Origin of the sequence: Providencia sp. PROV252 (genome assembly GCF_033676005.1) — a bacterium.
GTDB classification, from domain to species: domain Bacteria; phylum Pseudomonadota; class Gammaproteobacteria; order Enterobacterales; family Enterobacteriaceae; genus Providencia; species Providencia vermicola.
Genome location: NZ_CP096294.1, coordinates 158,570 through 170,659 on the forward strand (window position 1 = coordinate 158,570; position 12,090 = coordinate 170,659).

Annotated in this window: 14 protein-coding genes; 4 read left to right on the forward strand and 10 right to left on the reverse strand. The window is 36.5% G+C overall.

Going from position 1 to position 12,090, the window contains the following annotated elements; genetic code table 11:
- Window positions 1–30: 30 nt before the first annotated feature.
- Window positions 31–1,833 carry an FUSC family protein gene (locus M1F05_RS00690; protein WP_206085153.1) on the reverse strand — a complete coding sequence of 601 codons (1,803 nt, stop codon included), beginning with the start codon at window positions 1,831–1,833 and terminating at the stop codon, window positions 31–33.
- A gap of 109 nt (window positions 1,834–1,942) precedes the next feature.
- On the opposite strand from M1F05_RS00690, the gene M1F05_RS00695 reads away from it, so the two are divergent.
- The gene (locus tag M1F05_RS00695) at window positions 1,943–2,404 is read left to right on the forward strand and encodes a MarR family winged helix-turn-helix transcriptional regulator (protein WP_206085152.1); all 462 of its coding nucleotides are present in this window, start codon (window positions 1,943–1,945) and stop codon (window positions 2,402–2,404) included.
- A 482-nt stretch (window positions 2,405–2,886) separates the two neighbouring features.
- Here the strand turns inward: M1F05_RS00695 and M1F05_RS00700 are convergent, their stop codons facing one another.
- The 9 genes from M1F05_RS00700 to M1F05_RS00740 form a co-directional block, all read right to left on the reverse strand.
- On the reverse strand, window positions 2,887–3,318 hold the full coding sequence (locus M1F05_RS00700; protein WP_206085151.1) for a hypothetical protein: 432 nt from the start codon (window positions 3,316–3,318) through the stop codon (window positions 2,887–2,889).
- Window positions 3,319–3,341: 23 nt separating this feature from the next.
- Entirely contained in the window at window positions 3,342–3,761 is a 420-nt protein-coding gene (locus M1F05_RS00705; protein WP_206085150.1) for a winged helix-turn-helix domain-containing protein, read from the reverse strand.
- A gap of 312 nt (window positions 3,762–4,073) precedes the next feature.
- Window positions 4,074–4,547, reverse strand: a complete 474-nt coding sequence (locus M1F05_RS00710) for a hypothetical protein (RefSeq protein WP_206085149.1) — start codon at window positions 4,545–4,547, stop codon at window positions 4,074–4,076.
- Complete coding sequence (locus M1F05_RS00715; RefSeq protein WP_206085148.1) at window positions 4,528–5,178, reverse strand: hypothetical protein; 651 nt, start codon at window positions 5,176–5,178, stop codon at window positions 4,528–4,530. Before M1F05_RS00715 ends, M1F05_RS00710 begins: the two co-directional genes overlap by 20 nt.
- Window positions 5,156–5,737 (reverse strand): hypothetical protein, encoded by a 582-nt coding sequence (locus tag M1F05_RS00720; protein ID WP_241016863.1) that lies wholly within the window; start codon window positions 5,735–5,737, stop codon window positions 5,156–5,158. The genes M1F05_RS00715 and M1F05_RS00720 overlap by 23 nt, the downstream gene beginning before the upstream one ends.
- Window positions 5,712–6,461 (reverse strand): type III secretion system inner membrane ring lipoprotein SctJ, encoded by a 750-nt coding sequence (gene sctJ, locus M1F05_RS00725; RefSeq protein WP_206085147.1) that lies wholly within the window; start codon window positions 6,459–6,461, stop codon window positions 5,712–5,714. Before sctJ ends, M1F05_RS00720 begins: the two co-directional genes overlap by 26 nt.
- Before the next feature lie 2 nt (window positions 6,462–6,463).
- Window positions 6,464–6,760: a type III secretion system inner rod subunit SctI gene (sctI, locus tag M1F05_RS00730; RefSeq protein WP_206085146.1), complete on the reverse strand. Its 297-nt coding sequence runs from the start codon at window positions 6,758–6,760 to the stop codon at window positions 6,464–6,466.
- A 55-nt stretch (window positions 6,761–6,815) separates the two neighbouring features.
- Window positions 6,816–7,133, reverse strand: coding sequence for a type III secretion apparatus needle protein (locus M1F05_RS00735; RefSeq protein ID WP_206085145.1), 318 nt, complete (start codon window positions 7,131–7,133; stop codon window positions 6,816–6,818).
- A gap of 26 nt (window positions 7,134–7,159) precedes the next feature.
- Window positions 7,160–8,329, reverse strand: coding sequence for a PrgH/EprH family type III secretion apparatus protein (locus M1F05_RS00740; RefSeq protein WP_206085144.1), 1,170 nt, complete (start codon window positions 8,327–8,329; stop codon window positions 7,160–7,162).
- Between the two features lie 193 nt (window positions 8,330–8,522).
- On the opposite strand from M1F05_RS00740, the gene M1F05_RS00745 reads away from it, so the two are divergent.
- From M1F05_RS00745 to sctW, 3 genes are read left to right on the forward strand one after another with little or no spacing between them, the layout of a single operon-like run.
- Complete coding sequence (locus M1F05_RS00745) at window positions 8,523–9,302, forward strand: AraC family transcriptional regulator (protein WP_206085143.1); 780 nt, start codon at window positions 8,523–8,525, stop codon at window positions 9,300–9,302.
- Window positions 9,292–10,989, forward strand: coding sequence for a type III secretion system outer membrane ring subunit SctC (sctC, locus tag M1F05_RS00750; protein ID WP_206085142.1), 1,698 nt, complete (start codon window positions 9,292–9,294; stop codon window positions 10,987–10,989). The genes M1F05_RS00745 and sctC overlap by 11 nt, the downstream gene beginning before the upstream one ends.
- On the forward strand, window positions 10,980–12,077 hold the full coding sequence (gene sctW, locus M1F05_RS00755; protein ID WP_206085141.1) for a type III secretion system gatekeeper subunit SctW: 1,098 nt from the start codon (window positions 10,980–10,982) through the stop codon (window positions 12,075–12,077). Before sctC ends, sctW begins: the two co-directional genes overlap by 10 nt.
- Window positions 12,078–12,090: the final 13 nt, after the last annotated feature.

Below are 12,090 nucleotides of genomic sequence, written 5' to 3' on the forward strand. Positions count from 1 at the left end.
GGCAAAAATGCCGTTTAATCCCTCTTTTGCCTAATTGTTTTTCAAATGCTTTTTTAATTGAAAAAGTGCTTGTTGTCTTATTTCATTACGCTGTAAAAACCGAAAAATCGCAGCCATTTTTGTTGCTTCTAATCTGCTTTGTTGAATGCGTTTTTCAAGCACTTTAAGCACTCTCATCTTCGACTCTTGATGCGCAAACTGTTTCTGTAAAATAAACAGATTTATCCAAATACCATGTCGAGATGCAAAAAACTCCAGTGTTGATTCATAAGGTTGCCCATTTTTACCTGCAAGTAATAAGCCGCTCAATAAACGGTGCATCATCTGGGTATTCGACGGCTTGTTCCCTTGAATTAGTGTGGTGATCCCTTGCTTAAATTGCTGTTCTGAAAGATAAATTAATTGCTGGTAACGTTTTTTAGGATTGGTGGGGAAAATCCAGGCAAAAGCCGCCATGGCAATTAATGGGCCAGAGACTACCGCAATGGCATTGCCCACATTTTGCGCCAGTGAAAGGGAAAAAGGATAGCTGGGTTGTAGCAATATCAGTGAAACCATAATGTAGTCAAATGCGATTAGGGCTAATTTATTGTGTGAATAAATCACAACGCCACTAATGATGACTGGAATGATCAACAATGCCATTTGCCATGATGATGAGGCGAAAGGCCATAAATACCAAGTGCAAATTAATGCGGCAATCGCACCAAAAAATTGCCCCGTAAAGATGTATTTCATAAACCTTGCAGGGTAATCAATGGAGGCAAACAAGGCGAGCATGACTGATAGCCCCAGTGTTAAGTAGGCCAAGGCTTGCCATTGTGTCCATAACCATAAAAAGCCAACCGCTATAATGGCGATAAAAGAACGTGTAAAAGCATGCCAAGCAGAAATTTTATTTTGATGGAGTTTTAGCTTGTCATGCTGACTCGGGCGTTTGGTTGATTTTCCGAGAGCCGCATAATAAAGAGGGATTAAGAGCATTTTTAGTACGCCAGTTGGGCACAAAGACAAAAGATGTTTCCATTGTCTATCCGTAGGCTCTTGCGATGGAAAATAGAAAGGTGGCATCGATTGGAATTGTTCTAAATGTAGCAATATCTGGCTTTGAAAAATAAGCTTCTGCCGAGCTTTGGCGACTTGTTTGCGGTGGTAGCGCCAGCCAATACGGTTCGCTTCTAAAATGTCTTCATAGCTCGTCATTGCTTGCCAAAGTTGGTCAATATCCTGTTGCTTTATCGGGCTTTTTTGTTCCAAAGCTTGATGCAAAATTGAATAAAACTGCGTATCGACTTGATTTTTAAGGGCAATGACGGGCTCTTGTTCACGTTTTGGAGTAAACAAAAAATTGAATACGACCGCTGAAAGTACCCCGACAAGAATTGTCCATAACCTGTCCCAAGCAACCATAAATAACCCATCGGTGCTATGGACACTCAACATACTGACCATGACCGCAGAGTAACCCGCCAAAAAGGTGCCATAGGCGACGAAGCCTTTTTGTAGCTGACCGATGCCACTACACGCGCCTAACCATATGGCTAATCCCACAATAAATAACAACGGGTTAATGAGATGCAGTTGAATTAATATCACCCCAGCAAGTACACCAATGACGGTGCCCGCAAAACGCCACCAACTTTTTTCGAGTAAATTTTCCCGCCAAGGTTGTGCTGAAGCCCAGACCGTCATGGCTGCCCATTGTGGATGAACTAATCCCAAATATTGAGCAATAAAAAGTGCAGCGATAGAAGCACAAGCGGTAATAAAGGCAAAACGAAAGCGTATTGGATTAAACCCTAAGCGAAGCAGTAGATTTGTATTATGTGGCATAGATTATCGGTGAGTTTGGCGTGTTAAAAGGTTTAATAGTTGATAAAATCAACTAAAGGCAGTGTGATTATCGACTAATTAGTTGATAAAATCAACTAAAGAGGGATTTATGCGTACAGAACAGGCAAGGGTGTTTGGGGTGATCAGCCGAGCGGCTCATCATTATATGAAATGGATGGGGGAGCCTTATGGGCTCAATGCTATTGAATGTTTGATGATTTTGCATATTCATCAATATGATGCTTCGACACTCGAACAAATTTCGAAGGCGATGGTGGTGGATAAGTCAGTGACAACTCGGGGGGTGAGTAAGTTTTTGGCAAAAAATTGGATAGTAAAAACCCATAGTCAAACCGATAAACGGGCTTACCACATCTCGCTGACACCGCGTGGTTACACTATTGTGGGGGAATTAAATGATAAATTAGATAAGTGGAATGATTACTTAGCTACTGGTTTATCTGAAGGTGAAGCGCAGCAATTATTTGCCTCTTTAGAAAGCTTGGCAAAGAGGGCGGTAGAAAGTTCGGTAACGGATTTTCCTTTGATATGTGAAGGGAAAATGACGTGAGATGACATAAAAAAAAGCCAGTTGGGTTTAGCAACCAGCTGAGTGGTTAAATCGAATTATTGTTTAAATACTGGGTTTATATGGGGCGCGGTTCATCCCTTCCCAGTAAAACTCTAGTTTGTTTGTTGCTGATTTATCACCGAATTTTAAATGAGTTTTTAGATTTCCAGTTCCATAATGGGGGTGAAGGTGCACATCAATGGAAAACTAATTTGGGTAATAATATTTAACCAAGTTATTATTTTATAGTTTTTGGGAATAGAATCCCGTGACTCGGTTTTCATTAAATAGCTACGAATAAAATAAATAAAGAATATGCTTAAGGTATATTTCAATGGAAAGGCCTAGGGATTCCTTTCCGCTAATGCAATATTAATAGAGTGATGATTAATTTATTATTTCATTTGATAGAGTATTTAATTAATAACCTTGTTTTTTTATGAAATCGTCGAGAAATTAAAATTACGTTATAATTTATATGGTTATTTTATTTTTGTAACTGTCAGTGTAATTTTTTCTGATAAATCATCAGGTAGCTTTGTTATTTTATTACTCATCATGATGAGTTCACTGTTTTTCTCAATTCGAATGCTAATACCTAACTTCGCCGTGCTGTTAGCAACTTTTTCGGGTAAATTGATTTCAAAATTGATGGTTTTATTCGCACCTTTAGAACGTAGTTGATAGTTTAATAAATTCTCTGTTGGTGATAGTGAAGTATCTATTGGGCTAATAGATATGGTTATCTCAGAGTTATCAGGAATGATTGATGGTGAGTAAATAACTCCCTGTAGTTGATGGCTTGAAGAAATTTGAAGAACTTTAGGGAAATAGCTACAACCGAGTAATGTGCTAATAAATAATAGAGAAAATAAAGGTTTATATGTTTTTTTTAGCGTTATAATGATTGACATGATAATAACTCAACTTATTGAAATTAACGGATAAAGACTTTCTGAAAAAAGCATTTAATATATGCATATAATGTATTTCGTGGCTTATGCTTAGATAAAACAGGTATCTCTGATTTTTCGCCAGTATATAAAATACCAATTCTTGGTAATGTCATAATAAGATTTTCATCTAATTCAACTTTTTTAAATGATTGACGTAGCTGCCTAACTAACTTGTAATAGCTACTTTCAGTCACAATAGTTCCTCTTTTTTCCCAGATTTCATACATAACTTCTCTCTTGTTACTTGTCTTAGTAAGTAAAATTTTCAATAAACAGGATTCATTTTCCGTAAGATTCGTTAATGTTTTCCCTCGTGATAGGGTTCTTTTTAGCGAGTCATAAACGACTTGTTCAGATAATAAGACTGTTTGCTCTATTTGCTTGTCATTAAGGTTAATCATAGGTTTTCCCATAAATGATAAATTGGTAATAAGTGATATCTATCCTAACTGGCGATAATATATGCATCAATATAAAGAAACGATGATTGATAATAAATTAAAAAAATTAAGTCGTTTTTTTATATTAAGATAAAGTGCAATGAAGGTATGAATTTAAATCATTTATGGTATGAATTTATATCATAAATAAATTTGTATTTTTTATTTTTTAAAAGGGAATAATGATTGCTTGGCTATATATTAAAAACGCATGATTGAAAATTATTAATAATTATGGGAATACCCACTTAGATAAAGTGGGTATTCCCACATTTAAATATCGTCAATATCAGTATCGTCATCATCAGATTCTAGTTTTACCTGCCCAATATTACGATTAAGTTGTGTTGATAGCGGGCTATTCATCAGGCTGATGGACATATAACGTTTTAGTGTTTCATTGAATCGTTCATAGAGTGAAGAAGGCGTTTCATCAGCTTGTAGTTTTAGCGCTTGTAACGTACCTGCAATGAAACTTTCTTTTTCTTGTTTCTTTAAATGCGTCATGGTGTTAAAAATGCAACTGAAGAAATCTTTATCGCTGTTTTTTTGTTCTAATTGCCGAATGAAAGTATCAATTTTTATTTTTTCCTCTGGAGACATTTGAATATTCTCACCCTGTTTTTTTGTCGAAGTGGAAGCGTTGATTGTGTGAGATGAGGATGCCATTTTTTGTTGAATGGTTTGTGTTGATGATAAAGTCACACTTGATGTAAATAATGGTCGGTTATTGATCGGTAGGTTCATGTTTGCCTCGGTGAGTACTGAGTAATTCAATGAGTTTTTGATAGTTAGCCTTGTGTTCTTTTAATAATTGGCAGCGGCTGGAGACCGAAAAAATTTGTGGCAATGTGTTCTTTGCTGCAATGTTTGGCGAGAAATAACAAATTTCATTATTGAACTCCAGTGCGATGGTGTCGCTAGAGCTATTACTCTCAATTGTAAGCTCTGGATATTGGTCACTAAAAATGTGCTGCATATTTGCAGGCAAGTGTATCTGGTGATGACGTGTTTTTTCTTGTTGCAAAAGAAAGTAGTGTGCAACAATTTCTTTGACTCGCATGTCACTAAAAAAATTTACAAGTAATGTTTCAAGTCGCTCTGAACTTTGTTTAACTTGGTTCTGAAAGGCATTTTCACTTTTATCTATACAGATAAGAAAATCGGCTAATAATTGTTTTATACCGTCGTTATACCCTTGCTGATAAGCAATTTGGTAAATTTCTGTTTTTTCTGTTACCGCCTGCTGATAGAGGTCATTGGCCTTTTTTTGGGCGTATTCAATGACTGTTTTTTGGTATTTAGATGCATTCAATGTGCGCTTTTTGATCAGCACTTTTTCTTGAGCTGTGTCTTTAACTGGCGATAGTTGTTTCATTTTTTGTACTTCCACTGAGATAATGGCAAGTTTTTTCAATAATATTCCAAGGTAATATTGCCTGGTGACAATTAGGGATCATTTGCTGAACTTGCTGACTAAACATATATTTTGCACGCTGAACATAGGCGTGGCCGAAAGGGGCTAGGCACAGCAAAATTTGTGCTGCACCTGATGCAATTAATTTACTTTCTGTATTATTGTTTAACACTTCAATTGGGTTTAATGGTTGAAGAAAATAGTGCTGTAACATTTTGCTATTAGGTGGTTTTCCAAAAAAAAACTCTGATTGAACTTGTAATAAAGCACCTAAATGAACAGCAACAATCGGCAATTTCTTCCAATGTACTGATAATGCTTTGGGTAATAAGCGGGTTTGAGTACTTGGCATCTGTAAGTCATATTGTTCAATAAGCTTTTGGTTATGCTGCTTTTGCAATAATGGTGGTAATTGGATGTAAATCAATCCATTAAACTCGGGATGAAAATAGTTACCAGGAGCAAGAAAGATATCTCCTTGCTCAATGAGTAATTTACTTAGCATCTGCATTGAGTGCATTCTCCATTTCCATTACTGGTGTTTTTTTATTATTGCGGTATTTCAAAACACAGGCCAATACACAAAATAAGAGAATAGCTAGACTAATAATTGCGCTAAGTATTATTGGATAAGTAGCGTTTTCTGAAGGTGATTTTATTTGGTACTGTAATGGTGGTCGGCTGACAATGACGACAGAAACGTTATCGTACGTCGTTTCTGCAAAACTATTATTTAAAAATAGTTTGATTTTATTCATCATCATTTTCGGGTCTTCACTCCCTGAATAGGTCACCAAGCTGGATATTTTTTGTACTTGTTTAACCGCGCCATTACCATTTAATGGATAGCTCACATGAACCCTTGCATTGACGACATTAGGAATAGAAAGCAATGACTGTTCAAGGCGTTGTTCAATCAAGGAAAGTAATCGAGTCCGTTCAGCCTGTGGTGAAGCAACCAGTGAATCCCCAGGAAAAGCTTGAATGATTTCAACGGGGTCTTTTGACGGTAAGTTGTACTGGCGCAGTAAGTCGACTGCTAGAACAAAATTTTCTGGGGAAACACGGATAGAATCCCCACTTTTATTATCATGTTTACGGTTGGCTTCAATACCATGTTCTTGCAGTACAGCAAGAACTTCATTACTTTGTCGTTGACTTAAGTTACTGAGTAGTAATTGATTATCACAACCCAGTAATAAACTGATAAAACTAATTAATAACAGTTTTTTTAAAATATTCATGATTATTGCGCTTTTAACACTGTATCAATAGCAGAGACACTTTTATGGGTGAGTGTGCTAATCATACTCATGGCTAAATTATAATTGCCGACTTGATTTTGTATTTCAATGAGCTGAGCGGGATTACTGGCATCCACATTATTTGCTTTGTTTATTAGATTGGCTTTTTCATTACCAACCGCAGCAGTATATTCTGCAAATAATTTTTTTACCTTATCTTCAAATGAGCCAGTAGATATCGATGAGGTAATATCATCAATAATGTTAGGTGTGGTAGAAAGAGATATTGGAGTGATCATAAATTATATCCTATAAAATAAGAGCACCATTGTAATAGGTGCTTTTATTCAAAAATTAAACGTTACGAATAATCGCTTGAGCAGCATCTTTGATTGATTTCATTACATTACTTTGCAATTGACGTGCCATATTATAATTGCCACTTAATGCGGTAATTTTACCGAGTACTAAAGGGTTATCGACCTCAATATTTGGGTTATCAATCATCCCCTTTAGCTCATCTGCGATAACCTTAGTGCGTGCACTAAGGCCTGCGGAGGAAGCATACATCATGCCCCATTTACTGTTTGCAGTCGTAGTGTTATTTGTTGTGGTAGTATTATCTTCTAATGTTGATGTTTGCCATTCACCACTAGTTAAACCAATAGCCATACTAATTTTCCTCTTGTTGCTTACTTCTAACGTGTTTTGGAATTAAATAACCAATGATTATTACCTAATAAAATGTAACCATTGTTATTTGAAATGAAAGATTTTCCTGCTAACTCATCATTTTCTAATGAGATAGAGAACTGAATTTGCTGTTCCCCCCATTGCTGATAGAATGAATTTACGAAACTAATTAATGATATGATTTGCTTATCATTTAGACTGCCATTTATACCAAAAATAGTTTTGTTGTTTTCGGTGATTTTATTCCATTTAACATTACTTTCTGTTAATCCTAGTTCGGCATTTTTTATTAATTCGTCTAGTTTTTTTATTCTAAATTCACTTTTTTTATAGCATTGAAAATAATTTAAAAATATTTTATCAATAATATCTTCTTCTTTTTTTGAAATATTTTTTTCTATTATTTTAATAATAGGGTGACAAGGGTCATCTATATCTATTTTTAATAAATTAGGGGTAATATCTGAGATCTTATTCTCTATTTCAGTTTCGAGGTTTTGAATTTTGTCAACCTTAAAATGGCTACGATACTTTGATTTTAATAAGCGTTGCATACTCCAGTCAAAGTCCCGCTGTGTTTTTACTAAGATTAATACCCCATTTTTACCGTCATCAGTGATTACTGCAGGGTGGTGGTTGCCACTAATAATATCCTCAATTGATTGTATTTTTTTATCCTTTGCCATCTCGGAATTGTATGGAATAAATAGACAACTGATGAAAATAATAATGATTAATGATATACCCGCGAGCATTTTTGGATGGTATGGCGATTTTTTAAATTTATTCACTCGCTTTTCTGGTTTAATAGCGATATCTGAGGATGCCCCTTCAACTGGTGAGATGGCCCAAGGGGTATCAATATGTTTAATTGCAAAAGGGAATAAATCTTCCAGTACCGTTTCATGCAAGTTAATAGGGATAATTTTGCTTTGAGCTTGAGTATGAAGATCAATGGCGATTTGGCCTTCATAGGAAATAATTGAAAACGTAAAAGGTTCTTGATGACTCGGTATTGAATAAATGGTAAATCCTTCATCAGAAATATTCGTTCTATAATTATCTTCTTCACCAATAATAATAAGGTTAGCATCTAATGTTATTATTATTTCCTGATCGCGCATTTCCCCATTGGCGATTCTCATAATATAGGTTCGATTGTTCATATCTGTCATGCATGTTATCTCTATAAAAATAAGTCAAGTGTATTAAACAGAATAAATATCGAGCAGTCAGCTGAATAAATCTTACTCATTTGTACCTATGGCAGGGTGAAAAGGGTATGAAGTATTCCATTTTATTCCTTTGTATTTTGGGAAGGTGTCCTGCAATCTGCTCTAAAATCAACCAATAGATAGGGCTTATATAATGTCAAAGAAAGATATTGCTGCATTATTAGAAAATGGAAATCTCTATTTTTCTTTACAAGATAAATTATTTCTGGCAGTTAATTTTGCAGAGGGAGCGGCTTTTAGTTATAAATCTCCATATTCAAAATTAAATATTCAATTTGAAAAAAACGCTATATTTATCGCTAATGATGACGCGTTGGATAAATCAGCGAATCCTGACTGGGAAATTTATTCAATAGAATTGTCTGAGCTAATTGAAATCCTTGCTGTTATTGATACTGCAATGAAGCAATCTTTTCTTTCAAAAAAAGATAAGCTTTATTTAAATGATGAAATAACTCAAGAATTTATTCCATTAGATGAAGCGTTTTTTACAGAGATATCTATTAAAAATGTTGTTATCGATTTAGTTATTCGAGAGCAGCCAGAGTTTGAAATTTGGTGTAATACATTACGTAAATACGAAGCTTACGGCATGATGCGTTTTATTCTTTCTGCTGTGCAAAATGATAAAAATGCCAATATCAATCAGCTTTGTGCTCGCTATGGTGTATCTGCTTCTTATTTTAGGCAACTTTATAGAGAAAACTTTAATAAAACAGCAAAACGAAAAATAATGAGTGTTCGTATGGCAAACGCGATTTTGCAATTAATTGAAAGTGAAGGCTCAATTTTAGATGTGGGACTAGAAGCAGGCTACTGCTCAGCCTCTCATTTCACTAATGATCTTAAGAAAGAGTTGGGACTAACTCCTTCAGAGATTAGGCACCTTGGAGCAAATTTATATGAGCAGTAAAAGAAAGGGAGCAATATTTATTGCACTCCTTTTGTTGAGCGTCAATGTTCATTCGGCTCAATCTGAAACCTTCATTGCAGAGCCGATGGCACAAGAAAAGAGCAATGATACGTTCGTGGCGAATAATATTGCCGTTGGTAAAGTTTTTGAGGCTGTCGCGGAGCAATTAAATAAGCCGATTATTTTAAGCAAGTTAGCCGCACAGAAAAAAGTCACGGGTAATTTTAATCTTGCCAATGCTGACGAAATGTTCAAAGCCTTAACTCGTCGTATTGCATTGGTATGGTATGACGATGGCGCCAGTATTTATGTTTACGATAATAGTGAAATGCGTAGTGCGCTTGTGCCAACCCATAAAGTCAGCAGCGGGCAGGTACTTAATTATATTCAGCGTAATGGAATTTATGATGAACGTTTTCCTGTACGTTCCCAAGGTGCTGATAACTTGCTCTTTATTTCAGGGCCCCCTCTGTATGTTGAGCTTATTAAAGCGGCTACATTGTATCTTGAGAAACAACTAACCCAAGAAGAGTCAACAAGCGGTGAAGTTGCTGTTATTTCATTGAAACATGCCTCTGTCACCGACCGGACATATTCATCCCGCGGTCAGAGTATGACGGTGCCTGGCATGCTGACAGTTATTAGTACGTTGCTTAAAGATAGTGGTAATACGGTAGATGAAACCGTTAACATCCAGCCTGCAAAACTTAATGTATCTGGGGATTCAATTGATGAACTGATGGATGCGCCAATAGGGGAAGAAAGGCAGGAAAAAAAGCAGGTTATTGTTAACCGCTCTTCGGGTAAAAACGCGCTTTCATTGGTGGCTCATCCAGATAGTAATAGCTTAATTGTTAAGGGCAGCCAAGAGCAAATTAACTATGTAAAACAGCTTGTTCGTACACTAGATGTACGTCGCCGCCAAGTTGAACTCTCATTATGGATTATCGATATCACTCGTTCTGAGTTAGATAATTTAGGCGTGAGTTGGGAAGTAGGGTCATATAAAGCGGGGCGAGGGGCGATGGCCTTTAACCGCAGCACATTATCCAATAGCCAAGACTTTCTATTACAGATAGATGCGTTAAGTAAAAAGGGAGATGGACGTATTGTGTCTCGCCCCGTTTTACTAACCCAAGAAAATATCCCCGCATTATTTGATAACAACACCAGTTTTTACGCCAAATTACAAGGTGAGCGTATTGCGACGTTAGAGCAAGTGACTTACGGCACCATGATCAGTGTCATGCCTCGTATTTCAGCGGGTCAGCAAGTTGAAATGGAAGTGAATATTGAAGATGGTGCACAAAGCCATGGCAGTGATGGCAAGGCTTCCAGCGTTGAAGGGCTGCCGTCTATTAATCGCACAAGTATTAATACCGTTGCACGGATTGCGCAGGACAGTAGTTTACTGATAGGTGGTTACACTCGTGAGCAATATATTGAAAATGAAAGCAAAATCCCTGGATTAGGGGATATTCCTTGGATTGGCGGGTTATTTAGTAGTTCCTCAGTTAACCAACAGAAAATGGTTCGCCTATTCCTTATTCAGCCACGTTTATTGGATGAAAATGAAGCGTGGGATGGTCGGCAATTTTCAGAAAAAACACGTATCACTCAACGTGATAGTCAATTGCACGGCACGGTACAGTTTTTACAGCAATATATGAGTGAATCATGGCAATAACGCCGATGAATTACAGCAATCGGTTTTTATCCAACACCCAGGATAAAAGCCGTGCATCATCAAAGAGCAATAGTGATGATAGCGACGAGGTTGCTCGTGGTTTAGGTGTCATTGATAGTAGTAGTGAATACGCATCAATGGCTATGCTAGCTGCGAGCCATGTGCGTCGAGGAAACTCTCGAAAGGCACCTGATGAAGAATGGACTCGTTTTTCTGAACGCATTTTAGATAATGATGCAGATGAAAAAGTGATGAGAATCGAGGGGTTGCTAAATAAGCAGCTTATGACACCGCAGCAATTGCGTGCATTATTATTGCAGTTTTTCCCAGATCCAAGCGATTTATTAATGGCGCTAGCAACATTAATTCATCGAAGAAAGTTAAAGCAGGAGCAAATTAACAACCTCGAGACATTAAATGAGTCTCTTCTGAATGATGAAAATGCGCGTAGTGCTCAAGCTGGTGCAAATGTAGCTCTATTAGCGAAAGCATTTGCTGAAAAACTAAAACAAAGTGCTGGGAACCTGAGGGCTGTTTATCGTGAGTTTATTAATTATGATGGCCCTGTGGTTTATTTATATGAACAGTGGGTTGAAGAATTAGAGTTTCAAGAACGTGAAAATATGATGCGCTATCTCGCTAGAGCATTGGCATGTGATTTGCAGGCCTTGCCATTGGGAGATGTCAATGTCAGTGAATTTGGTAATTTTTTTATTCGGGTGGGACGGCTAAGAGAATTACAATCACTTGACCATATATTTAGTCAGCAATTTTTTTTATCAGCATGTTTTCAAAATAATATTGATATAAATAAGCCTATATTGGAAAAATCTCTTAGCCAAGTTTTTACCAGCGGGATCCGCGGGCAAACAATATTTGAAGAAAAAGTAGTTTCTTTTATTAATAAAGAACTTCGTATTGCTCATACCGAAATACGTGCTCAATTTTTGCAGTTATTACTATTGGCTTTTTCAATGATCCCTGTAGCGGTTTTTCCATCATTGGAAGAGAGAGAACAATTATTGGAATCTTTAAAAAAATATATGAGCGATATTGTGGCTAAAGAACAACAGAAAAAAAATAAATAGGAAATTTATCAGT

What these genes read in the sequence shown, in the direction of transcription:
- M1F05_RS00690 (WP_206085153.1), bottom strand. Translation starts at nt 1,833, where the DNA reads ATGCCACATAATACAAATCTACTGCTTCGCTTAGGGTTTAATCCAATA.
- M1F05_RS00695 (WP_206085152.1), top strand. Translation starts at nt 1,943, where the DNA reads ATGCGTACAGAACAGGCAAGGGTGTTTGGGGTGATCAGCCGAGCGGCT.
- M1F05_RS00700 (WP_206085151.1), bottom strand. Translation starts at nt 3,318, where the DNA reads ATGTCAATCATTATAACGCTAAAAAAAACATATAAACCTTTATTTTCT.
- M1F05_RS00705 (WP_206085150.1), bottom strand. Translation starts at nt 3,761, where the DNA reads ATGATTAACCTTAATGACAAGCAAATAGAGCAAACAGTCTTATTATCT.
- M1F05_RS00710 (WP_206085149.1), bottom strand. Translation starts at nt 4,547, where the DNA reads ATGAACCTACCGATCAATAACCGACCATTATTTACATCAAGTGTGACT.
- M1F05_RS00715 (WP_206085148.1), bottom strand. Translation starts at nt 5,178, where the DNA reads ATGAAACAACTATCGCCAGTTAAAGACACAGCTCAAGAAAAAGTGCTG.
- M1F05_RS00720 (WP_241016863.1), bottom strand. Translation starts at nt 5,737, where the DNA reads ATGCACTCAATGCAGATGCTAAGTAAATTACTCATTGAGCAAGGAGAT.
- sctJ (WP_206085147.1), bottom strand. Translation starts at nt 6,461, where the DNA reads ATGAATATTTTAAAAAAACTGTTATTAATTAGTTTTATCAGTTTATTA.
- sctI (WP_206085146.1), bottom strand. Translation starts at nt 6,760, where the DNA reads ATGATCACTCCAATATCTCTTTCTACCACACCTAACATTATTGATGAT.
- M1F05_RS00735 (WP_206085145.1), bottom strand. Translation starts at nt 7,133, where the DNA reads ATGGCTATTGGTTTAACTAGTGGTGAATGGCAAACATCAACATTAGAA.
- M1F05_RS00740 (WP_206085144.1), bottom strand. Translation starts at nt 8,329, where the DNA reads ATGACAGATATGAACAATCGAACCTATATTATGAGAATCGCCAATGGG.
- M1F05_RS00745 (WP_206085143.1), top strand. Translation starts at nt 8,523, where the DNA reads ATGTCAAAGAAAGATATTGCTGCATTATTAGAAAATGGAAATCTCTAT.
- sctC (WP_206085142.1), top strand. Translation starts at nt 9,292, where the DNA reads ATGAGCAGTAAAAGAAAGGGAGCAATATTTATTGCACTCCTTTTGTTG.
- sctW (WP_206085141.1), top strand. Translation starts at nt 10,980, where the DNA reads ATGGCAATAACGCCGATGAATTACAGCAATCGGTTTTTATCCAACACC.